Genomic DNA, 22,423 nt, shown 5'->3' with positions numbered 1-22,423 from the left:
CGACCGCCCGTGGGGACAAGGACGAAGAACACGAGGGGGTTTTGTGGGCCCTCGACAAAAGCCTAGGTCTGGGGATCTCCATCGGCCAGACGCCCCAGGATCAGCGCGATGCGCAATGTGAAGGCGGATCGTACATCGGAAGGCGACCAACCCGTGACGTCAGTCACACGTCGAAGCCGGTAGCGCACGGTGTTGGGGTGAACGAACAGCATCCGGGCAGCGCCTTCGAGGCTGCTCGCCTGCTCGAGATAGACACTGAGCGTCTCCAGGAGCGCGGAGCCTGCCTCCTCCAGCGGTCTGTAGATCTCCTCCACCAGCTGCTCGCGTGCACCGGGATCACCGGCGATCGCGCGCTCCGGAAGCAGATCGTCCGCCAGCACCGGGCGTGGGGCGTCCTGCCAGGCGAAACATGCCTTCAGCCCCGCCGCGGCGGCCTGCGCGGACCGGGTCCCGGCGAGCAGATCGGGCACGACGGGACCGGCCACGACCGGCCCCTGCGCGAACGGCCCGATCAGCGACTTGGCCACCGCGAGGGGGTTGTCGCTGCCGCCGGCGATCACCACGAGCCGGCTGCCGAGCACCCCGGTGAGCACCTGGAGCTTGGCGTGCCGGGCGGCCCGCCGGATGGCCTCCACGGTCAGTTCGGAGTCACCGTCGGGGGCGGTTCCCAATACGACGCACACATGCTCGGGCGCGTTCCAGCCGAGCGCGGCGGCCCTGCTCACCGCGCCCTCGTCGGCCTCTCCGCTGAGCACGGCGTTGACGACGAGCGACTCCAGCCGCGCGTCCCAGGCACCGCGTGCCTCGGCGGCCTGGGCGTAGACCTGGGCGGTGGCGAAGGCGATCTCGCGGGCGTAGACGAGCAGCGCCTCGCGCAGCACGCCTTCGTCCCCGGGGGCCGCGACCTCGTCGATCGCGCTCTCCATGACCTCGATGGTGGTACGCACCATCTCGACGGTCTGCCGCAGGGTGATCGCCCTGGTCAGCTCGCGTGGCGCGGTCCCGAACACATCGGTGGAGATGGCCTGTGGGGCGTCGGGGCGCCGGAACCACTCGGTGAAGGCGGCGATTCCCGCCTGTGCGACGAGCCCGATCCAGGAACGGTTCTCCGGGGGCATGGCCCGGTACCACGGCAGCGTCTCGTCCATCCGCGCGATGGCCTGGGCGGAGAGGGTCCCGGCGGACTTCTCCAGCCGCTTCAGGGTCGCGGAGTGCTGATGGACGTCGTGCACTGCGGTTCTGGGCTTGCTGGTTTCGGGTTCGGGCACGGGACAAGACTGCCTTATCGGGACGGGAGCATGTGTCGCCGGGTCGCAGGTGCGGTCCTCGGCAGGTCCTGGGCGGGTCTACGGTGGGGGACGTGATGGACGTACGGCGCGCAGGTGAGCGCTACCGCGGAGGGGACCCGGAGGCCGGGATCGACTCCCGGCACGCCTTCTCCTTCGGCCCGCACTACGACCCCGACAACCTCCGCTTCGGCGCGGTGATCGCCTGCAACGAGGAGCGCCTCGTCCCCGGCGCCGGCTTCGACGAGCACCCCCACAGCCACACGGAGATAGTGACGTGGGTGGCCGAGGGTGAGCTGACCCACCGCGACTCCACGGGCCACGAGACGGTGGTCCGCCCCGGGGACGTGCAGCGTCTGAGCGCGGCGGCCGGCGTCCGGCACGTGGAGCGCAACGACGCCGAGACCCCTCTGACCTTCGTCCAGATGTGGCTGGCCCCGCGTGCCCCCGGCGGCGACCCCGCCTACGAGATCGTCCGGGGCATCGCCGACTCCACCCCGTACGCGGTCCCGGAGGCGGGCGCGATGCTCCACGTACGGCGCCTGGGCCCGGGCGAGCGGACGGCGGTACCGGACGCGCCCTACGTGTACGTCCATGTCGTACGCGGTGAAGTACGGCTGGACGGCGAGGAGTTGGGGGCGGGGGACGCGGCGCGGATCACGGAGGCGAAGGATCTGGAGGCGGTGGGGGTGACGGGGGCGGAGCTGTTGTTCTGGGAGATGACGGCAGGCTGACGCGGCGACAGGTCGCCGCTGTGTCTCTTCTCTCTCTTCTCTCCTCACACCAGGCTGTCGAGCTCGCGGGTGAGGCGGGCCCCCTCGCGGGCCATGATCTCCGGGTCGCGCAGGGCGTTGGAGAGCAGGGACATGCCCTGGTAGGCGCCGACGAGCGCCAGCGCGTGGCCCGCCGGGTCGGTCACGCCGATCTGGCGGTACTGCTCTTCCGCCCAGTCCAGCAGCTTCCGTATGACCAGGCCCGCCGTGACGTCGAGGCCACCCTCCGCCCGCTTGTCGAGTTCCGTGGCGAGGGTGCCCGTGGGGCATCCGTAGCGGGCCGCGATGTCCCGCTGGCCGACCCAGGCGTCGATGAGCGCCTTGAGGCGTTCGCGCGGGTCGGGGAGCTGGTCGAGGCGACCGGTGAGGGTCTGAAGGTGGTTGGCGTGCTCGGAGAGGGCGGCCTCGATCAGCTCGTCCTTGGTCTTGAAGTAGTAGTACACGTTTCCCGTCGGGACATCGGCGGCGCGAGCGATGTCGGCGATGGTCGTGCGCTCCACGCCCTGCTCGTGCAGGACCCGGGCCGCGGCTGCCGTCAGCTGCTGCCGCTTGCCGCCGGCCCTCGTCCGGGAGCGCCGGGAATCCCCTGAGTCCTTTGAGTCAGTCACCCGACTGACTATAGACAGCCGGCGGTCGGCCTTGCTAGCGTCTCGATCGACCGAGTTAGTCAGCTGACTAACTTACTTCTGGGGTGGGAGATCGACATGTTCGTGGTGACAGGCGCGACCGGGAACGTCGGGCGGGCGCTCGTACGGATGCTCACCGAGGCCCGGCTGCCGGTGACGGCGGTGGCCCGGCACATCACCCCGGCCGATGTGCCGCCGGGGGTGCGGGCGGTGGCGGCCGATCTGGCCGAGCCGGCCGGCCTCGGGGCCGCGTTCGACGGCGCCGAGGCGCTGTTCCTGCTCGTGGCGGGCGAGGACCCGCACGGCATCCTGGACGCGGCGAAGACCGCCGGGATCCGCAAGGTGGTGCTGCTGTCCTCCCAGGGCGCGGGGACCCGCCCGGAGGTGTACCGGCACCCGGGCCGGTTCGAGGCGGCCGTACGGGAGTCCGGGCTCGACTGGACGGTCCTGAGGTCGGGCGGGATGGCGACCAACGCCTTCGCGTGGGCCGAGTCGATCCGCACCCGGCGGGAGGCCGCGGCGCCGTTCGGTGACATCGGCCTGCCCTTCGTCGACCCCGACGACGTGGCCGCGGTCGCCGCCGCCGCGCTGCGGCAGGGCACGCACCTCGGGGCCACCTACACCCTGACCGGTCCCGCGCCGACCACCCCGCGCGAGCGCGCGGCCGCGATCGCGACCGCGCTGGGCGAACCGGTGCGCTTCACCGAACAGACCCGCGAGGAGGCCCACGAGCTGATGGCGCGGTTCATGCCACTGCCCGTGGTCGAGGGCACCCTGGCCATCCTGGGCGAACCGACCGAGGACGAGCGGCAGGCGAGCCCCGACATCGCACACGTCCTGGGCCGTGCGCCGGGCACCTTCGCCGCCTGGGCCGAACGCAACGCCGCGGCCTTCCGGTGACGGTGCCGACCACGACCGCGACCCGTGACCGAGAGCCGTTGCGTCAGTGAGCGAGCTCGGCGAGTACCGCGTCGGTGAGGGGCGGCCAGGCCTCGACGGCCCACGGGCCGAAGGGGCGGTCGGCCAGGGCGACGCACGCGGCCCCCGCGTCCGGGTCGATCCACAGGAACGTACCCGACTGCCCGAAGTGCCCGAACGTCCGCGGCGAGGACGAAGCACCCGTCCAGTGCGGCGACTTGGAGTCCCGGATCTCGAAGCCGAGGCCCCAGTCGTTGGGGTTCTGGTGCCCGTAGCCCGGCAGGACACCCTTCGTCCCCGGGTACTGCACGGTCATCGCGTCGGCGACCGTGCGCGGATCGAGCAGCCGCGGCGCCTGCACCTCGGCGGCGAACCGCAGCAGGTCCGCCACCGTCGACACCCCGTCCTTCGCGGGCGAGCCGTCGAGGGTCGTCGCGGTCATGCCGAGCGGCTCCAGCACCGCCTGCCGCAGGTACTCGGCGAAGGGGATGTCCGTCGCCTTGGCGATGTGGTCCCCGAGCTGCTCGAAGCCCGCGTTGGAGTACAGCCGCCGCTCCCCGGGCGCCGCCGTCACCCGGTGCTCGTCGAAGGCCAGCCCCGAGGCGTGGGCGAGGAGATGACGGACCGTCGAACCGGGCGGACCCGCCGGCTCGTCGAACTCGATCGCCCCCTCCTCGTACGCGACGAGGGCGGCGTACGCGGCGAGCGGCTTGGTGACCGAGGCCAGCGGGAAGCGCTGCCCGACCGGCCCATGGGTCCCCAGGACCGTGCCGTCGGCCCGTACGACACCCGCCGCAGCGGTGGGAACGGGCCAGTTCTCGATCAACGCCAAGCTCTTCAAGGACATGATGTCGAGCCTAAGCGGCTCAGAGTTTCAGCTCCATCAAGGGGTCGGGCTTGGGCTTGAAGCCGAGGGAGGCGTACAGCGGCTCGGCCTCCGCCGACGCGGTGAGCCGGACCTGGGCGGCACCGCGCGCGCGGAACCACGCCAGCAGTTCGCCCATGCACGCGCGCGCGTACCCTCCCCCACTCTCGACTTCGCTCGAGCGGGGGGACCCCCATCGGCGTGCGTCCGGGTCGGTGGCGACGCTGAAGACGAAGCCGACGATCCCCTCCGGGTTGCCCAGCCGGCCGATCCGGTACTCGATCGTCCCGGCCACCAGCGCCGCCAGCGCCCCCGGCCGCTCCGGATGGTCCACGACGAACGCGGCGAAGTCCCCGCCGGGCTCGGACAGCTTCGCCCGCAGCGTCGGCAGGGACTCCGCGTGCCAGTCGGTGGACGGATCTGCGACAAACAGCGAATCGATCATCACTTGGCGGAGGCGCAGCACTTCCTGCGCGTCCTCGGGTACGGCACGGCGCACGAGACTCATGCCCGCACGCTAGCCATCGTGATCACGCCACGTCCCGTGGATTTCTCACCTTTTCCGCTTGCTTGGAGTGCACTCGAAGGTCATAGCGTGGAGGTCATGACGGTGATGCAGACCACGCCCGCGGCCACCGAGCTAGCCCCGACACCCGCAGACATCTGCTCCGGCCCGCCCCCCCGGCATCCGCGCCCCGACGGCCAGGACACCTACACGATCAGCGAGGTCGTCGCGTTCACCGGTCTGACCGCGCACACCCTGCGCTGGTACGAGCGGATCGGCCTGATGTCCCACATCGACCGTTCGCACACCGGCCAGCGCCGCTACAGCAACCGCGACCTGGACTGGCTCGACCTCGTCGGAAAGCTGCGGCTGACCGGTATGCCGGTCGCCGACATGGTCCGGTACGCGGAACTGGTGCGCGAGGGCGAGAGCACCTACGGCGAGCGGCGCGACCTCCTGGAGGCGACCCGGCGGGACGTCCAGGCGCGGATCGCCGAACTCCGGGACACGCTCGCCGTGCTCGACCGGAAGATCACTTTCTACTCGGACGCCGGGCGCGTCTACGAAACGGAGCGCGCAGGATGACCGCCGACAGGATTCCCACGGCACGGCTCGGTGACGGCGGCCCCGAGGTCGGCGTCCAGGGACTCGGCTGCATGGGCATGAGCTGGGCGTACGGCACGCCCGACGCGCAGGAGTCGCGTGCCGCCCTGGAACGGGCGCTGGAGCTGGGCGTCACGCTCTACGACACCGCGGAGGGATACGGCGACGGCGCCAACGAACGCTTCCTCTCGCCGTTCTTCAAGGCGCACCGGGACGAGGTCGTGATCGCGACCAAGTTCGGTGTCCGGGTGCCGGCGGGGGACCGCAGCAAGCGGATCATCCGCAACGACCCGCCGTACGTCCGCCAGGCCGTCGAGGGCAGCCTCGAACGCCTCGACGTCGACGTCATCGACCTCTACTACATGCACCGGCGCGACGTGAACGTGCCGATCGAGGAGACCGTCGGCGCGATGGCCGAGCTGGTGCGCGCGGGGAAGGTCAGGCATCTCGGCCTGAGCGAGGTCACGGCCGACGAGCTCCGCGCGGCGCACGCCGTGCACCCCATCGCCGCCGTGCAGTCCGAGTGGTCGCTGTTCAGCCGGGACATCGAGGCCCGGGTGGTGCCGACCGCCGCGGAGCTGGGCGTGGCCCTCGTGCCGTACTCGCCGCTCGGCCGCGGTTTCCTCACGGGCAGCTTCTCCGACGCCGCCAAGGATCTGTCGGACGACGACGTCCGCCGTACGATGCCCCGCTTCCAGGGCGACAACGCGGCTGCGAACGCGGCCCTCCTGGAACCGATCCGCACGGTCGCGGAGGCTCACGGCGCATCCCTTGCCCAGATCGCGCTGGCCTGGGTCCAGCAGCGCTCGACGGTGCACGGCCTGCCAGTGGTACAGATCCCGGGCACGACGCGGCGCAGCCGGGTGGAGGAGAACGTGGCGGCGACGCGAATCGTCCTGACGGACGACGAACTGGCCCTGCTGGAGCCGATCGCGGACAAGGTGGCGGGCACGAGGTACCCGGACATGTCGTTCGCGTCGGCGGGCCGGGAGTAACTACAGCTCTGCCAGCAATTCCGCCTTCTTCGCCGAGAACTCCTCGTCCGTCACCAGCCCCGCCTGATGCAGCTCCCCAAGATGCCGAATCCGCTCGGCGATATCCGCGGGATCACGGCGCGGGGCAGCCGCGGACACCGCGGACACCGCGGGCACCGGTGCGCCGGACCGCACGGCCGCCAGCACGGCGGCAGCGAACGGCAGCGATTCGTGCACGGGCCCGTACCCCAGCCCGAACACCACCGCCGCCGGATCCTGATCGGCCTGCGAGGGCTGCTGTTCCGTCGCGTCCCGCCGCAGCAGTCGTAGATGTCCCTCGAAGATCTCGGGGGAGCGCCACTCGACGCCGGCGAGGCCGGTGACCGGGAAGCTCTGGTCGCCGGCCTTCCACTTCGCCGACGACGCGCCCGTCCAGAACCAGCGGAAGGAAACCGTCCGGCCGTCGAAGGACACCTTCGCGTCGTACGCCTTGAACTGCCGGGGCGCTTCGGGCGCGGGCACCAGATGGCGCTCGGCCGGTCCGGACTCGGTCAGTCGGGCGCGCAGTTCGTCGGCGTAGTACTCGGCGAGCGTCTCGCGCTCGGCCGGCAGTACGAGCCGGTAGGGGTCGGAGCCCTCCTTGAGCTGCCCGGCGGCCGCCTCCATCAGCGGGTCGGCACCCGGCCGGGGCTCGGCGCGCAGGACCACGGCGCCGCGCTTGCCGGGGGTGAGAGTCACCCCCTCGATCGCGGCGAGAGGGATGCGCCGTTCGCCCAGCGCCTGGAAGAGCTTGGGTGTTCGAATCCCCCGTTCGTAGCGGATGAGCACGGAGTCGGACTCGAACTCCCAGGCGGCATGAAATCCGGCCAGTACGTCACCCATGCGGCTCATCGTATGCGGCACGCGCTCCTCCGTCGCCTCCCCGGGCATACCGCAGTTTCTGCGCCTCTACGCGCGTCCTGCCGTCGCCTTGCCGGGCAGACCCGCCGCGCACACGTCATCGTCGTGTGCGCACTCGACCGCCTGGTACACGCCGGCGCCGATGTCGGCGAGGTTGCGCAGGCTGTCCGTACCGGGCTCGAAATAGCCGCTGTGGCCCTTCGCGTCCCGTGCCGACAGCACCCGTGCGCCGAACGCGGTGGACACCGGGTCGGCGCCGTGACCGAGGCCCCCGACCTCCAGGTACGGCACGTCCTGTACCCAGTCGTCGGCGTCCCGCATCGCCCACACCTGGGCGGAGGTGCCCAGATGCGAGGCACTGGCCACCCGCATGCCCGGGCTGGCGGCCACCGCTACGTCGGCCACCCGGCGCGGCATGTCGTGTGCGGCGACCCCGCAGACCACGGAGCCGTAGCTGTGGCAGAACATGGAGACCGGCGAGCCGCCGGGCAGCGCGCGCAGCAGCGCGTTCAGCCGGACGGCGCCGTCCTCGGCGCGCATCGCGGTGGCCGAGTCGATGCCGAGTCCGGCGGGTGCCGTGTAGTCGGCCCAGGCGATCACGGCCGTACGGGTCGTGGGGCTGGCCGCGTGCTCGGCGGCGTAGAGGGACTGGGCCATGCCGACGGGCGCCGAGTACTTGCGGTTCGTCCGCTGGAAGGTGAGCAGGTCGGTGTCGACGCCGGGGACGACGACCGAGATCCGCTCGGCCTCGGTGAGGTCCCCGAACACCTCGGCGGCGCGGCCGGAGCCCTCCGGGTCGAAGGCGAGGATCTGACGGCCGCCGCTCATCATCGACTCGAAGCGGTGCATACGGCGCCCCGCCTCCTGCTGCCCGGCCGGAGTGAGCCGGTTGTCGTGCATGCGCTGGCTCTCGACCTCGCGGGCCTGCCCGAGCGCGACGCGGTTGGCGCGGTAGCGGAGCTTGACGGGGGCGCCGTTCATGTTGCCCACCGCGAGCGGGTAGCGCTGCGCGAGCCGGTTGCGCTGCTGTGCGGTCAGCGAGGCGAAGAACCGGGAGAGGCGGTCGGGAGCCGCGTGCGGGTCCGGCAGCCGGTGCCCGTCGACGCGGCCCTGCTCCCACGCCGTCAGCGAGATCTGCAGGGCGGACGTCTCCCGGTGCTGGCGCAGTGCGGTCCAGCCGGTGGTCGCCAGCATCACGAACACCACGGCCAGAGCGAGCAGTGCGCGCCAGACGTTGAGCTGCGGAGGCGTGTCGAAGGAAGTCACTGGGAGGACACACTAGGAGAACGAGAGTGTCTCGCGTTAACCGAGTGGCAGGGATCACGTTTCGATGAACGTGACGATGGCCTCAGGCGATGACATCAGGGTGCGCGCCAGTGCCCCGTGAGTGCCGGTCCCACCTGATCGAGGTATGTGGCGGTCAACTCCCGGATCGCCTCCGGGCTGAAGTCCTCGCCCGTGCTCCACTGACGTTCCGTCACCCGGATCACCCCGCCGAAGACGGCCACCGCGAGGCGCGGCCGAGGATCGGCGTCCACGTCGAGGCCCTCGCGCTCGGCGAGCACGCGCGCGATCTTCTCCTCCGTCTCCGCGGAGCGGCGCAGATGGGCGGCGAGCAGGGCGGGCGTCGACTCGATCGTCCGGTACATGCGCACGTACAGCTCGACCGGGACGACGGCCGCGATGGCCTCGCTGAGGGTGTCCCAGCCGTCGAGGACGGCCTTGCGCATGGCCTCCATCGGGGCCTCGTGCGGCGGCCGCGCGCCCACCAGCGCGACGAAGTGCGCCTCCGCCATCTCCTGGACGGCGAACGCGGCCTCCTCCTTGCCGGCGAAGTAGCGGAAGAAGGTGCGCTGCGAGACGTCGACGGCGGCGGCGATCTCGTCGACGGTCGTCTGCTCGTACCCACGCGTGGTGAACAGTTCCAGGGCGGCCCGCAGCAGTGCGTCCCGGGTGCGCCGCTTCTTGCGCTCGCGCAGTCCCGGCCGGGTCGCCGCGTCCATGGGTGACTCCTGCCTGTTCGGTACAGGGCGTGACAGTTACCAACTTGTGAACTCGATTGTCAATTGTCAGCGGCTGTCACTAGCGTGGGGCGCATGACTAGTCAGACCACCATCGACACGACGGGGCCGGGGGACAAGGCACCGGCAGCCCCGTCGGACGCGCCGCCGGCCAAGGGGCTGCGCGGCCACCCGTGGTTCACCCTCATAACCGTCGCTGTGGGCGTCATGATGGTGGCCCTCGACGGCACCATCGTGGCCATCGCCAACCCGGCGATCCAGAAGGACCTCGGCGCCACCTTCGCCCAGGTCCAGTGGATCACCAACGGCTACTTCCTCGCCCTCGCGGTCTCTCTGATCACCGCGGGCAAGCTCGGTGACCGCTTCGGCCACCGGCAGACCTTCCTCATCGGCGTGGTCGGCTTCGCCGCCGCCTCGGGCGCCATCGGCCTGTCCGACAGCATCGCGCTCGTCGTCACCTTCCGCGTCTTCCAGGGCCTGTTCGGCGCGCTGCTGATGCCGGCCGCGCTCGGCCTGCTGCGGGCCACCTTCCCGGCCGAGAAGCTCAACATGGCCATCGGCATCTGGGGCATGGTCATCGGTGCCTCCACCGCGGGCGGCCCGATCCTCGGCGGTGTGCTCGTCGAGCACGTCAACTGGCAGTCGGTGTTCTTCATCAACGTGCCGGTCGGCATCGTCGCCCTCGTCCTGGGCGTCCTGATCCTGCTCGACCACCGCGCCGAGAACGCCCCGCGCTCCTTCGACATCCTGGGCATCGCGCTGCTCTCCGGCGCGATGTTCTGCCTGGTCTGGGCCCTGATCAAGGCCCCGACGTGGGGCTGGGGCGACGGAATGACCTGGGCCTTCATCCTCGGCTCCGTCGTCCTCTTCGCGGCGTTCTCCTTCTGGGAGACGAAGGTCAAGGAACCCCTCATCCCGCTGGCGCTGTTCCGCTCGGTCCCGCTGTCGGCGGGCGTGGTGCTGATGGTGCTGATGGCCATCGCCTTCATGGGCGGCCTGTTCTTCGTGACGTTCTACCTCCAGAACGTCCACGGCATGAGCCCGATCGACGCCGGCCTGCACCTGCTGCCGCTCACCGGCATGATGATCGTCGGCTCGCCGCTGGCCGGCGCGATGATCACCAAGCTCGGCCCGCGCATCCCGCTGGCCGGCGGCATGGCGTCCGTCGCGATCGCCATGTACGGCATGTCCACGCTGGAGACGGACACCGGCAGCGCCGCGATGTCCCTCTGGTTCGCCCTGCTGGGCCTCGGCCTCGCGCCGGTCATGGTCGGCGCCACGGAGGTCATCGTCGGCAACGCCCCGATGGAGCTCTCGGGTGTCGCCGGCGGTCTCCAGCAGGCGGCGATGCAGATCGGCGGCAGCCTCGGCACGGCCGTCCTCGGCGCCGTGATGGCATCCAAGGTGGACAGCGACCTGCCGGCCAACTGGACGGACGCCGGGCTTCCGCAGCTCACCCCGACCCAACTGGACCAGGCCTCCGAGGCGGTCCAGGTCGGTGTGGCGCCGGTGGCCAAGGGCACCCCCGAGGCGATCGCCGCGAAGATCGTGGACGTCGCGCACGACACCTTCATCTCCGGCATGAGCCTGGCGTCCCTCGTCGCCGCCGGCGTGGCGGTGGTAGCGGTCTTCGTCGCCCTGCTCACCAAGCGCGGCGAGAACGCGGAAGCGGGCGCGGGAGCGGCCCACATCTAGCGGAATTCTGACGGGATTTCAACGAGGTTCCCCTATCAGGGTGACAACGCTAAAGATCCCTGTCCGCCGGTACGCGCCGCACGTCACAGTGGGTCAAGCCCTCCGGTACGGCATGTTCCACAGGCAAGTTCGTACGCCAAGGAGGGCGGCCCGGGCTGCGGCGCGCTGCCGGAGGGGGACAGCGCGCCGAGGCCCGTGGGCCGGGAGTTGATGATGGCGGGCTTCGGACACGGAACGCGCAGGTGTCGGGCACCCGCCCGATCCCGGCCCTGATCGCCTTCGTACCGGGAGCGACAGACGCAACGCCGGTCAACAGGTCAACGAGGCCGCTCCTCGACCGGCTCCCGCACAGCCCCCGCACGGGACAACTCCGCGACCTCCTCCCGAAGCGCCCGAACCTCCTCCACCAGCTTCTCGATCGCCTCCGTCTGCCGCCGCTCCTCCACATCGTCCTTCTCGAACCGCGCGATGAACCACGCGGCGATGTTCGCGGTCACCACACCCAGCAGGGCGATCCCGGACAGCATCAGCCCCACGGCGAGCATCCGCCCCAGTCCCGTGGTCGGCGCATGGTCCCCGTAGCCGACGGTCGTCATCGTCGTGAAGGACCACCACACCGCGTCACCCAGCGTCCGGATGTTCCCGTTCGGCGACTCCCGCTCCACCGAGAGCACGGCCAGCGACCCGAACATCAGCAGCCCGACGACCGCCCCGCCGACGTACGTCGTCAGCCGGATCTGCGAGGCCATCCGCGCCCGCCGCCCCACCAGCGTCAGCGTCGCCACCAGCCGCAGCAGCCGTAGCGGCTGGAGGATCGGCAGCACCACCGCGCACAGGTCCAGCCAGTGCGTACGGACGAACTCCCGGCGGCGCGGCGCTATCGCGAGCCGCATCAGATAGTCGGCGGCGAACGCCCCCCACACCACCCATTCGGTCACCGTGCACGCGGCCGTCAGTGAATGCCCGGCCGAACTGTCCACGATCGGCACGGCGTAGGCGACGGCGAACAGCACGGCGAGGGCCAGCAGCGGCCGTTGGGTGCGCTGCTCCCAACGGGCTTGCGCCGATTGTTCCTGCATGACCGCATCGTAAGGAACGCGCAAAGGGCGGCGGGACCACGAGCCCCGCCGCCCTTCACCTGTTCAGGTCGCGCCGCGCAGTGCTACGCGTCGCCCCCGGCCGCCCCCGGATCCGCCGCCGCGACATCGAGCAGCTGGTACCGGTCGATGGCCTGCTTCAGGACCGACCGGTCGACCTTGCCCTCGCGCGCCAGCTCGGTCAGCACCCCCACCACGATCGACTGCGCGTCGATGTGGAAGAACCGCCGCGCCGCACCACGGGTGTCCGCGAAGCCGAACCCGTCGGCGCCCAGCGACTGGTACGTCCCCGGCACCCACCGGGCAATCTGGTCCGGAACCGAGCGCATCCAGTCGGAAACCGCCACGAACGGTCCCTCGGCCGCGCTCAGCTTCTGCGTCACATACGGCACCCGCTGCTCCTCCTCCGGGTGCAGCAGGTTGTGCCGCTCGACCTCCACGGCCTCGCGCCGCAGCTCGTTCCAGGAGGTCGCCGACCAGACGTCGGCGCGTACGTTCCACTCCTCGGCCAGGATCCGCTGCGCCTCGAGCGCCCACGGAACGGCCACGCCCGACGCGATGATCTGCGCCGGAACCGAGCCCGCCGGGCCGGCGGCGATGCGGTGGATGCCCTTGAGGATGCCGTCCACGTCGACGTCCGAAGGCTCGGCCGGGTGCTGGATCGGCTCGTTGTAGACGGTGAGGTAGTAGAAGACGTCCTCACTGTCCGGGCCGTACATCCGGCGCAGACCGTCCTGCACGATGTACGCGATCTCGTACCCGTACGCAGGGTCGTAGGCGACACAGCCGGGGTTCGTCGAAGCGAGCAGCTGCGAGTGGCCGTCCGCGTGCTGGAGACCTTCACCGGTCAGAGTCGTCCGTCCGGCGGTCGCACCCAGGACGAAACCGCGCGCCATCTGGTCGGCCATCTGCCAGAACTGGTCGCCGGTGCGCTGGAAACCGAACATCGAGTAGAAGACGTAGACCGGGATGAGTGGCTCGCCGTGCGTGGCGTAGGCCGAGCCGGCGGCGATCAGTGACGCCGTGCAGCCCGCCTCGGAGATGCCGTCGTGCAGCATCTGCCCGGTGGGCGACTCCTTGTAGGCCAGCAGCAGGTCGCGGTCCACCGACTCGTACTGCTGCCCCAGCGGGTTGTAGATCTTCGCGCTCGGGAAGAACGAGTCCATGCCGAACGTGCGGTACTCGTCCGGCGCGATCAGCACGAACCGCCTGCCGAGCTCCTTGTCCCGCATGAGGTCCTTCAGCAGACGCACGAACGCCATGGTCGTGGCGATCGACTGCTGACCGGAGCCCTTCTTCACGGTCGCGTACGTCTTGTCGTCCGGCAGGGCCAGCGGCTTCGCGCGCACGACGCGCGTCGGGACGTACCCGCCGAGCCCCTTGCGCCGGTCGTGCATGTACTGGATCTCCTCCGAGTCACGGCCCGGGTGGTAGTACGGCGGCAGGCCGGACTCCAGCTCCTTGTCGGAGATCGGCAGGTGCAGGCGGTCCCGGAAGCCCTTGAGGTCGGCGACCGTCAGCTTCTTCATCTGGTGCGTGGCGTTGCGGCCCTCGAAGTTCGGGCCCAGCGTCCAGCCCTTGATGGTCTTCGCGAGGATGACCGTGGGCTGGCCCTCGTGCTCGACGGCGGTCTTGAAAGCGGCGTAGATCTTCCGGTGGTCGTGACCGCCGCGGCCCAGGTGCAGGATCTGGTCGTCGGTCATGTGCTCGACCATCGCGCGCAGCCGCTGGTCGTCGCCGAAGAAGTGCTCGCGGATGTACGCGCCGGACTCGGTGGCGTACGTCTGGAACTGGCCGTCCGGGGTCCTGTTCATCTTGTTGACGAGGATGCCGTCGCGGTCCTGGGCGAGCAGCGGGTCCCACGTCCGGTCCCAGATCAGCTTGATCACGTTCCAGCCGGCGCCGCGGAAGACCGACTCCAGCTCCTGGATGACCTTGCCGTTGCCGCGCACCGGGCCGTCGAGCCGCTGGAGGTTGCAGTTGACGACGAAGGTCAGGTTGTCCAGGCTCTCGCGCGCGGCGATGGTCAGCTGGCCCAGCGACTCCGGCTCGTCCATCTCGCCGTCGCCGAGGAACGCCCACACGTGCGACCTGGAGGTGTCGGCGATCCCGCGCGCGTGCATGTAGCGGTTCATGCGGGCCTGGTAGATCGCGCCGATCGGGCCCAGGCCCATCGACACGGTCGGGAACTCCCAGAAGTCCGGCATCAGCCGCGGGTGCGGGTACGAGGACAGCCCGTACGGCGCCTTCGACTTCTCCTGGCGGAACGCGTCCAGGTTCTGGTCGCTCAGGCGGTCCAGGAGGTACGCGCGCGCGTAGATGCCAGGGGAGGCGTGGCCCTGGAAGAAGACCTGGTCACCACCGTCGCCCTCGTCCTTGCCGCGGAAGAAATGGTTGAAGCCGACGTCGTAGAGCGAGGCGGAGGAGGCGAAGGTGGCGATGTGGCCGCCGACGCCGATGCCCGGCCGCTGGGCGCGCGAGACCATCACGGCCGCGTTCCAGCGGGTCGCGTTGAGGATCCTGCGCTCGATCTCCTCGTTGCCCGGGAAGAAGGGCTCGGCCCTGGTGGGGATGGTGTTGACGTAGTCCGTGCTGCGCATCTCCGGCACGGCCACGCGCTTCTCGCGGGCCCGCTCGATCAGCCGGAGCATGAGGTACCGGGCACGCTCCCGGCCGCGCTCGTCGATGGCCGCGTCCAGGGAGTCGAGCCACTCCTGGGTTTCCTCGGGATCGAAGTCAGGAACCTGACTCGGAAGGCCGCCAATGATGATCGGGTTTCGATCGGATCCGGAAGCCACGCTGGTCCTTACCTGTCAGAGGGCTGTTTTTGCTGTTCTTTCCCGGGTTCTCGATATGTCTGCACCGTTCCCCATCGTGTACCTCGGGGAGAGAAACGTCATCTCTACTCAGAGGTAACCCGGATCTTTGGTGGCTCCCTCGGATTCCCAAACGGACAAAGGGGGCACAAGGGTGTGGTGTGGGCCACTCTCGGCCGTGACAGCGTGCCTGGAGTTGGGGCGACACGGCCCGGATCGTCACCGTTTCGGCGGTCTGAACCGCCGGGTACTTGCGCGATTCGCCCCGCCCGTGTGGACTACGGCCAATGCTTCGCGCACGCGCGTGGCTGAGATATTCACCAAGACATGATCAGGAGGCAACCCGTGAGCGCGACCGCGGACCACGCGGAGGAGCGGACGAACCCTGCCGTCAGGCTGGGGTTCCAGCCCGAGCAGGTGGTCCAGGAGATCGGCTACGACGACGACGTAGACCAGGAACTCCGCGAGGCCATTGAAGAAGTAGTCGGCAGCGACCTGGTGGACGAGGACTACGACGACGTAGCCGATGCCGTGGTGCTGTGGTTCCGCGACGAGGACGGCGACCTGACCGATGTGCTGGTGGACGCCACCACGTACATCGAAGAGGGTGGCGCGATCCTGCTTCTCACGCCGAAGACCGGACGTGATGGCTACGTGGAGCCGAGCGACATCTCGGAAGCCGCGACGACGGCGGGGCTGTCGGCCTCCAAGAGCGTCAGCGTGGGCAAGGACTGGATCGGCAGCCGGCTGCTGACCCCGAAGGCGGCCAAGACCAAGAAGTAAGTCCCGCTCCCACCCCCGGACGGGCTGACGGTCAAGGTCAGCCCGTCCGCAGGCCTGTCGTGCGTGCTGCGTAGGGTGTGCTCAGCGTTCGGTGTTCTCAGCGTTCGCAGATCTCTCAGCGTTGCTCTCGGCGTTCTCACCCGAGCAGCCCACCGAAAGGGAAGCACGACGATGGCGATCCAGGTTGGCGACAAGGCCCCCGACTTCGAGCTCAAGGACAACCACGGCGCGACCGTGAAGCTCTCCGACTTCCGCGGCAGCAAGAATGTGGTCCTGCTCTTCTACCCCTTCGCCTTCACCGGCGTCTGCACCGGCGAGCTGTGCGAGCTGCGCGACAACCTGCCGCAGTTCTCCGAGCGCGACACCCAGCTCCTCGCCGTCTCCAACGACTCCATCCACACCCTGCGCGTCTTCGCCGAGCAGGAGGGTCTGGAGTACCCGCTGCTCTCCGACTTCTGGCCGCACGGCGAGGTCTCGCGCGCCTACGGCGTCTTCGCCGAGGACAAGGGCTGCGCGGTGCGCGGCACCTTCGTCATCGACAAGGAGGGCGTCGTGCGCTGGACCGTCCTCAACGGCCTGCCGGACGCGCGTGACCTGAACGAGTACGTCAAGGCGCTCGACACCCTGTGATTCTTCGGCTCCAGGGCCTGCGGGGGGCGGGAACCCGTTACTAGGATCGAGTCGTTGATCCGATGTCACAGCACGACGGGGCATCCCGCCCCTGGACACCAATGGAGGACTCGTGGGAGTCAGCCTCAGCAAGGGCGGCAACGTTTCCCTGACCAAGGAGGCCCCGGGCCTGACCGCGGTCATCGTGGGTCTGGGGTGGGACGTACGCACCACCACCGGTACCGACTTCGACCTGGACGCCAGCGCACTGCTGCTGGACACGTCGGGCAAGGTCGGCAATGACTCGAACTTCGTTTTCTTCAACAACCTCAAGAGCCCGGACGGCTCGGTCGAGCACACCGGCGACAACATCACCGGTGAGGGCGAGGGCGACGACGAGCAGATCAAGGTCAACCTCGCCGGCGTCCCGACCGACGTCGACAAGATCGTCTTCCCGGTCTCGATCTACGACGCCGAGAACCGCCAGCAGTCCTTCGGCCAGGTGCGCAACGCGTTCATCCGCGTGGTGAACCAGGCCGGCGGTGCCGAGATCGCGCGGTACGACCTCTCCGAGGACGCCTCGACGGAGACCGCCATGGTCTTCGGCGAGCTGTACCGCAACGGCCCGGAATGGAAGTTCCGTGCCATCGGCCAGGGCTACGCCTCGGGCCTGCGCGGCATCGCGCAGGACTTCGGCGTCAACGTCTGAGACACGACCGGAGTCTCGGACGTGACCGACGTCCGAGACGCCGACCGGCCTCAGAGGCGTGACCGACGTCTGAGGCACCGACCGACGTCGGAGGCGTGAGACCCGTCCGGCGCCGCCCCGTTTACGGGTGGCGCCGGACGTGCAGGACAACCGAAGAAGCACGACCTAGGGGAGGACCAGCATCATGGGCGTCACGCTCGCCAAGGGAGGCAACGTCTCCCTGTCCAAGGCCGCGCCGAACCTCACGCAGGTGATGATCGGACTCGGTTGGGACGCGCGCTCCACCACCGGAGCCCCCTTCGACCTGGATGCCAGCGCGCTGCTGTGCAAGGACGGACGGGTGCTGGGCGACGAGTGGTTCGTCTTCTACAACCAGCTCAAGAGCCCGGACGGCTCCGTGGAGCACACCGGCGACAACCTCACCGGTGAGGGCGACGGCGACGACGAGTCGATCCTCGTGGACCTCTCCAAGGTGCCCACCCAGTGCGACAAGATCACCTTCCCCGTCTCCATTCACCTGGCCGACGAGCGCGGCCAGACCTTCGGCCAGGTCAGCAACGCCTTCATTCGCGTCGTCAATCAGGCCGACGGCCAGGAACTCGCCCGCTACGACCTCAGCGAGGACGCCTCCACGGAAACGGCGATGATCTTCGGCGAGGTGTACCGGTACCAGGGTGAGTGGAAGTTCCGAGCCGTGGGACAGGGGTATGCGTCGGGTCTGCGAGGCATCGCTCTGGACTTCGGGGTCAACGTTTCATGAAAGCACGTGGCTAGCTGCTGGACCCTTGGACCTGCGATTCTCCGGGCGTGTGGGCCCGCCCGTGCCATCCGGAGTGCCCTGCATCTAGACTCTGGGGTCAACACTTCGTAAAGCCGAGTACGGCGCGGGGGAGACCCGTACACACAGGATTGGGTAGCCAGTGCTTCTGAAAACCTTCGGCTGGTCGTTCGCGATCACCGCGCTCGGCTTGGTCGCAGCGGTCTTCTACGGGGGGTGGAAGGCCTTCGGCATCGTGGCGATCCTTTCCATCCTCGAGATCTCGTTGTCGTTCGACAACGCGGTGGTCAACGCCGGAATCCTGAAGAAGATGAATGCCTTCTGGCAGAAGATCTTCCTCACGGTCGGTGTGCTGATCGCCGTCTTCGGCATGCGGCTGGTCTTTCCTGTCGTCATCGTCGCCATCAGTGCCAAGATCGGTCCGATCGACGCGGTCGACCTCGCGCTCAACAACAAGGACCACTACCAGGAGCTGGTCACCGACGCACACCCGGCGATCGCCGCCTTCGGTGGCATGTTCCTGCTCATGATCTTCCTCGACTTCATCTTCGAGGACCGTGACGTCCAGTGGCTGCGCTGGATCGAGCGGCCGCTGGCCAAGCTCGGCAAGGTCGACATGCTGTCGGTCTGCATCGCCCTCATCGTCCTGCTGATCACCTCCTTCACCTTCGCGACCCACGCCCACCAGCACGGTGGCGCGCACGTCGACAAGGCGCAGACGGTGCTGATCGCCGGTGTCGCGGGCCTGATCACGTACATGGTGGTCGGCGGCCTCTCCGGCTACTTCGAGGACAAGCTCGAAGAGGAGGAGGAGCGCGAGCACGAGGAAGAGGAGGAGGCCGAGCGGAGCGGCAAGAAGAAGCCGGCCATCGTCCTCGCCGGCCAGGCCGCGTTCTTCATGTTCCTCTACCTCGAGGTCCTGGACGCGTCCTTCTCCTTCGACGGTGTGATCGGCGCCTTCGCCATCACCAACGACATCGTCCTGATGGCCCTCGGCCTCGGCATCGGCGCGATGTACGTCCGGTCGCTCACGGTCTACCTGGTCCGCCAGGGCACCCTCGACGACTACGTCTACCTGGAGCACGGCGCCCACTACGCGATCGGCGCGCTCGCCGTGATCCTCATGATCACCATTCAGCACGAGATCAACGAGGTCATCACCGGCCTCGTCGGCGTCGTCCTGATCGCCTGGTCCTTCTGGTCCTCCGTACGCCGCAACCGGGCACTGGCAGCGGCCGAGGGAAAAGCGAGCTCGGACGAGAAGGCTGAAGTCTCGTCCGGGGTGTGATCACCGGCTGAGCGAGGAACGCTCTGTGCGGGGCGGCCGGCGAGGACGTGTCCTCCGGCCGCCCCGTCGGCTTTTCGAGTGAACGTGAACGTGAAGGTGGGGTGGGGGCGGGCATGGGCTTCTTCGACGGCCTGTGGAGCGGGCGTGCGGTCGACTTCGACTCGGGCAGCGCGGCCAGCAACGCGATCGAACTGACCAAACGGCACCACCAGGTCTCCCTCACCAAGCAGGGCGCGGCCACCGGCAACCTGCGCATCAACCTGACCTGGCGGATGCGGACCTCCGACATCGGCGGCTCCCAGCGGGGGAGCCTGCTGCGCCACCCCTTCAAGGCCCTCAGGCCCCCCGAGGTCATCGGTCACAGCCAGAGCATGGTCAACGTCGACCTCGACCTCGGCTGCCTCTACGAGCTCAAGGACGGCACCAAGGGCGTGGTCCAGCCCCTCGGCGGCTACCTCGGTGACGTCAACGCGCCGCCGTACGTGAAACTCAGCGGCGACGACCGCTTCGGCTCGGCGTCCGGCGAGACGGTCTACGTCAACCTCGACCACCGGGACGACATCAAACGCCTCCTGGTGTTCGTGTACATCTACGACCAGACCCCCGCCTTCGACCGCACCCACGCCATCGTCACCCTGTACCCGAGCAACGGCCCGCGCATCGAGATAGGCCTCGACGAACGTCACCCCCAGGCCCGCTCCTGCGCGGTCGTGATGATCGAGAACGTCAAGGACGAGCTCATCGTCCGCCGCGAGGTGAAGTTCGTGTACGGCTTCCAGGCGGAGCTCGACCGGTTGTACGGGTGGGGGTTGCAATGGGGGCGGGGCTACAAGACGAAGGCCGAGCGCTGACCGGCGAGCCCGACCAGGCCGCCCCCACCGGCCCGCGGGCTCGTCATCGTGCTTCCAGCGGAGCGCTCAGCGCCCGATGAACTGCGGCCCCTGCGGCGGCAGCCGGAACTCCGTGGCCGGGGCCGCGGCCACCGGCTGCGGGTAGCCGTACGCGGGCTGGCTGGTCGGCTGTGGATAGCCGTATGCGGGCTGGCTGGTCGGCTGCGGGTAGCCGTAGGCCGGCTGGGTCGCCGCGGGTGGCTGTGGGTAGCCGTACGCCGGCTGGGCGGGGACGCCCGTCGGCTGCTCCGGGGGCAGCGGCTGGGACGTGGTGGGCGGCGTCGGCTGGACCGCCTGCGACTCCTGCACCGCCTCCGCCTCGTCCACCGAGATGCCGAAGTCGGTCGCGAGGCCCTTCAGCCCGTTCGAGTAGCCCTCGCCCAGCGCCCGGAACTTCCAGCCCTCCCCGCGCCGGTAGAGCTCACCGCAGATCAGCGCGGTCTCCTCGCCCGTCTCCGGCTTGATGTCGAAGTACGCCAGCGGCTCCCCGTCGGCGACCGAGGCGTCGTACAGCAGGATGCGCAGCGACCGTACGCGGTCGAAGGTGACGCCGTCCGCCGAAGCGACCAGCAGAATCTGGCCGACGCCGGGCTCGACACCGGCGAGATCTGTCTGGATCGTATCCGTGAGGCCCTCGGCGACCCGCTTCTTGCCGAGTCGCCAGACCTTCCCGGAGGGGTGCCGGGGCTGGTTGTAGAAGACGAAGTCCTCGTCGGAGCGCACACGACCGTCGGGGCCGAGGAGCAGCGCGGAGGCGTCGACATCCGGGACCCCCTGCCCGGGCGTCCAGCGCAGCACGGCGCGCACCGTCGTGACCTCGAGCGGGACGTTCGACCCCTTCAGCATCGCGTGCGTCATGCGGTCATCCTGCCCTCTCGGTCCTGACCACGACAATGCGGGGGTGGACCCCCGGCACGGTGACCGAGTGTGTTTGTCAGCGTTACCTGAACTTCACGCCCGGCGGGAACCTCTGACATGGATCCCTACGTACTATTACCGGCCACCTGTAGACACTTCACCAGCACATTCACCGGCAGATTCACCGTCACATTCACACGACGTTCCGTCACCACGGGGGAGTTCAATGCGTCATTTCGGGCACATCGCCCCTGAGGTGCGGCAGCACCTCTTCCACCAGGAGCCGTGCGAGTTCACCATGGACTCCCCGGCCCGGCTGCTCTCCGCGGCCCTGGGCGCCACGCTCTACTGCCCGGCCACCCGGCCGCAGCTCGCCGACGACATCGTCAAGCAGGCCGGGCGCGGTGTGGTCTCGATGGTGCTGTGCCTGGAGGACTCGATCGACGACGCGGACGTCGAGCACGGCGAGGAGAACCTCGTCCGCCAGTTCGCGGACCTGGACGCCCGCACCGGCACCGACCTCCCGCTGCTGTTCATCCGGGTCCGCACCCCCGAGCAGATCCCCGACCTGGTCCGCCGCCTCGGCCCCGCCGCCCGGCGGCTGTCCGGGTTCGTCATGCCGAAGTTCACCGAGGAGCGTGGCATCCCCTTCCTGGAGGCGCTCTCCACGGCGGAGACGGCGAGCGGCCGGCGCCTGTTCGCGATGCCGGTCCTGGAGTCGCCCGAGCTGCTGTACCGCGAGTCGCGCGTCGAGACCCTGGAGGGCATCGCCCGCGCCGTGGACAAGTACCGCGACCGGGTGCTCGCGCTGCGCCTGGGCGTGACGGACTTCTGCTCCTCCTACGGCCTGCGCCGGGCCCCCGACATGACGGCGTACGACGTCCAGATCGTCGCCTCCGTGATCGCCGACGTGGTGAACATGCTGGGCCGCGCCGACGGCACCGGCTTCACGGTCACCGGGCCGGTCTGGGAGTACTTCCGCGTCCCGGAGCGCATGTTCAAGCCGATGCTGCGGCGCAGCCCCTTCCTGGAGGGACAGGCCGCCGAGCTGCGCGAGATACTGATAGAGCACGCCATGGACGGGCTGCTGCGGGAGATCTCCCTGGACCACGCCAACGGTCTGCTCGGCAAGACCTGCATCCACCCCTCCCACGTGCCTGCCGTGCACGCGCTGTCCGTCGTCAGCCACGAGGAGTTCAGCGACGCGGCCGACATCCTGCGGCCCGAGCGCGGCGGCGGGGGCGTACTGAGGTCGGCGTACACGAACAAGATGAACGAGGTGAAGCCGCACCGCGCCTGGGCCGAGCGGACCGTGCTGCGCGCGCAGGTCTTCGGTGTCGCGAACGAGGACGTCAGCTTCGTGGACCTGCTCGCCGCCGGCATCCCCGGCTGAACCGGCCGAAGAAACCGGGACACCGGGTGAACAAAC

At 69.4% G+C, this 22,423-nt stretch carries 22 protein-coding genes; 12 read left to right on the top strand and 10 right to left on the bottom strand.

The window, feature by feature from the left end; genetic code table 11:
• Positions 1 to 62 precede the first annotated feature (62 nt).
• Positions 63 to 1,268 carry a PucR family transcriptional regulator gene (locus ABT114_RS36375; protein ID WP_351147396.1) on the bottom strand — a complete coding sequence of 402 codons (1,206 nt, stop codon included), beginning with the start codon at positions 1,266 to 1,268 and terminating at the stop codon, positions 63 to 65.
• A gap of 95 nt (positions 1,269 to 1,363) precedes the next feature.
• Here ABT114_RS36375 and ABT114_RS36370 point away from each other — a divergent pair, with 95 nt between their 5' ends.
• Complete coding sequence (locus tag ABT114_RS36370) at positions 1,364 to 2,020, top strand: pirin family protein (RefSeq protein WP_351147468.1); 657 nt, start codon at positions 1,364 to 1,366, stop codon at positions 2,018 to 2,020.
• Positions 2,021 to 2,064: 44 nt separating this feature from the next.
• Here the strand turns inward: ABT114_RS36370 and ABT114_RS36365 are convergent, their stop codons facing one another.
• Positions 2,065 to 2,667, bottom strand: coding sequence for a TetR/AcrR family transcriptional regulator (locus ABT114_RS36365; protein ID WP_351147395.1), 603 nt, complete (start codon positions 2,665 to 2,667; stop codon positions 2,065 to 2,067).
• A gap of 96 nt (positions 2,668 to 2,763) precedes the next feature.
• On the opposite strand from ABT114_RS36365, the gene ABT114_RS36360 reads away from it, so the two are divergent.
• On the top strand, positions 2,764 to 3,585 hold the full coding sequence (locus tag ABT114_RS36360; protein ID WP_351147393.1) for an SDR family oxidoreductase: 822 nt from the start codon (positions 2,764 to 2,766) through the stop codon (positions 3,583 to 3,585).
• Between the two features lie 43 nt (positions 3,586 to 3,628).
• Here the strand turns inward: ABT114_RS36360 and ABT114_RS36355 are convergent, their stop codons facing one another.
• Both ABT114_RS36355 and ABT114_RS36350 read right to left on the bottom strand, forming a co-directional pair.
• Complete coding sequence (locus tag ABT114_RS36355; RefSeq protein WP_351147392.1) at positions 3,629 to 4,450, bottom strand: serine hydrolase domain-containing protein; 822 nt, start codon at positions 4,448 to 4,450, stop codon at positions 3,629 to 3,631.
• 19 nt (positions 4,451 to 4,469) lie between these two features.
• Positions 4,470 to 4,976 (bottom strand): GNAT family N-acetyltransferase, encoded by a 507-nt coding sequence (locus tag ABT114_RS36350; RefSeq protein ID WP_351147391.1) that lies wholly within the window; start codon positions 4,974 to 4,976, stop codon positions 4,470 to 4,472.
• A 96-nt stretch (positions 4,977 to 5,072) separates the two neighbouring features.
• Here ABT114_RS36350 and ABT114_RS36345 point away from each other — a divergent pair, with 96 nt between their 5' ends.
• Entirely contained in the window at positions 5,073 to 5,558 is a 486-nt protein-coding gene (locus ABT114_RS36345) for a MerR family transcriptional regulator (protein ID WP_351147389.1), read from the top strand.
• Positions 5,555 to 6,571: an aldo/keto reductase gene (locus ABT114_RS36340; protein WP_351147388.1), complete on the top strand. Its 1,017-nt coding sequence runs from the start codon at positions 5,555 to 5,557 to the stop codon at positions 6,569 to 6,571. The genes ABT114_RS36345 and ABT114_RS36340 overlap by 4 nt, the downstream gene beginning before the upstream one ends.
• On the opposite strand, the gene ABT114_RS36335 is transcribed toward ABT114_RS36340, so the two are convergent.
• The 3 genes from ABT114_RS36335 to ABT114_RS36325 all read right to left on the bottom strand — a co-directional run bounded on the left by ABT114_RS36335 (position 6,572) and on the right by ABT114_RS36325 (position 9,453).
• Positions 6,572 to 7,432 (bottom strand): DUF4429 domain-containing protein, encoded by an 861-nt coding sequence (locus ABT114_RS36335; protein WP_351147387.1) that lies wholly within the window; start codon positions 7,430 to 7,432, stop codon positions 6,572 to 6,574.
• 66 nt (positions 7,433 to 7,498) lie between these two features.
• Entirely contained in the window at positions 7,499 to 8,716 is a 1,218-nt protein-coding gene (locus tag ABT114_RS36330) for an alpha/beta hydrolase (RefSeq protein WP_351147386.1), read from the bottom strand.
• Between the two features lie 95 nt (positions 8,717 to 8,811).
• Complete coding sequence (locus ABT114_RS36325) at positions 8,812 to 9,453, bottom strand: TetR family transcriptional regulator (RefSeq protein WP_351147385.1); 642 nt, start codon at positions 9,451 to 9,453, stop codon at positions 8,812 to 8,814.
• Between the two features lie 93 nt (positions 9,454 to 9,546).
• Between ABT114_RS36325 and ABT114_RS36320 the strand changes: the two genes are divergently transcribed.
• A complete protein-coding gene (locus ABT114_RS36320) occupies positions 9,547 to 11,166 on the top strand; it encodes an MFS transporter (RefSeq protein WP_351147384.1) in 1,620 nt (539 codons plus the stop codon).
• 317 nt (positions 11,167 to 11,483) lie between these two features.
• Here the strand turns inward: ABT114_RS36320 and ABT114_RS36315 are convergent, their stop codons facing one another.
• Positions 11,484 to 12,245, bottom strand: a complete 762-nt coding sequence (locus tag ABT114_RS36315) for a potassium channel family protein (RefSeq protein ID WP_351147383.1) — start codon at positions 12,243 to 12,245, stop codon at positions 11,484 to 11,486.
• Positions 12,246 to 12,328: 83 nt separating this feature from the next.
• Entirely contained in the window at positions 12,329 to 15,061 is a 2,733-nt protein-coding gene (gene aceE, locus ABT114_RS36310) for a pyruvate dehydrogenase (acetyl-transferring), homodimeric type (protein ID WP_351147381.1), read from the bottom strand.
• Between the two features lie 363 nt (positions 15,062 to 15,424).
• On the opposite strand from aceE, the gene ABT114_RS36305 reads away from it, so the two are divergent.
• The 6 genes from ABT114_RS36305 to ABT114_RS36280 all read left to right on the top strand — a co-directional run bounded on the left by ABT114_RS36305 (position 15,425) and on the right by ABT114_RS36280 (position 20,097).
• Positions 15,425 to 15,862: a DUF3052 domain-containing protein gene (locus ABT114_RS36305; protein ID WP_351147379.1), complete on the top strand. Its 438-nt coding sequence runs from the start codon at positions 15,425 to 15,427 to the stop codon at positions 15,860 to 15,862.
• Positions 15,863 to 16,033: 171 nt separating this feature from the next.
• Positions 16,034 to 16,492: a peroxiredoxin gene (locus ABT114_RS36300; protein ID WP_351147377.1), complete on the top strand. Its 459-nt coding sequence runs from the start codon at positions 16,034 to 16,036 to the stop codon at positions 16,490 to 16,492.
• Between the two features lie 112 nt (positions 16,493 to 16,604).
• A complete protein-coding gene (locus tag ABT114_RS36295) occupies positions 16,605 to 17,180 on the top strand; it encodes a TerD family protein (RefSeq protein ID WP_351147376.1) in 576 nt (191 codons plus the stop codon).
• A 184-nt stretch (positions 17,181 to 17,364) separates the two neighbouring features.
• Positions 17,365 to 17,940: a TerD family protein gene (locus ABT114_RS36290; RefSeq protein WP_351147374.1), complete on the top strand. Its 576-nt coding sequence runs from the start codon at positions 17,365 to 17,367 to the stop codon at positions 17,938 to 17,940.
• 160 nt (positions 17,941 to 18,100) lie between these two features.
• Positions 18,101 to 19,246, top strand: coding sequence for a DUF475 domain-containing protein (locus ABT114_RS36285; protein ID WP_351147372.1), 1,146 nt, complete (start codon positions 18,101 to 18,103; stop codon positions 19,244 to 19,246).
• Positions 19,247 to 19,359: 113 nt separating this feature from the next.
• Positions 19,360 to 20,097 carry a TerD family protein gene (locus ABT114_RS36280; RefSeq protein WP_351147370.1) on the top strand — a complete coding sequence of 246 codons (738 nt, stop codon included), beginning with the start codon at positions 19,360 to 19,362 and terminating at the stop codon, positions 20,095 to 20,097.
• Between the two features lie 66 nt (positions 20,098 to 20,163).
• Here the strand turns inward: ABT114_RS36280 and ABT114_RS36275 are convergent, their stop codons facing one another.
• Entirely contained in the window at positions 20,164 to 20,994 is an 831-nt protein-coding gene (locus tag ABT114_RS36275; RefSeq protein WP_351147369.1) for a TerD family protein, read from the bottom strand.
• Positions 20,995 to 21,220: 226 nt separating this feature from the next.
• On the opposite strand from ABT114_RS36275, the gene ABT114_RS36270 reads away from it, so the two are divergent.
• Complete coding sequence (locus ABT114_RS36270) at positions 21,221 to 22,387, top strand: HpcH/HpaI aldolase/citrate lyase family protein (protein ID WP_351147367.1); 1,167 nt, start codon at positions 21,221 to 21,223, stop codon at positions 22,385 to 22,387.
• The last annotated feature ends 36 nt before the right edge of the window (positions 22,388 to 22,423 follow it).

Origin of the sequence: Streptomyces sp. NPDC002088 (assembly GCF_040296605.1) — a bacterium.
Lineage (GTDB): Bacteria > Actinomycetota > Actinomycetes > Streptomycetales > Streptomycetaceae > Streptomyces.
The sequence above is the reverse complement of the archived record's forward strand: the minus strand, read 5'-3'. Positions and strand labels throughout refer to the sequence as shown.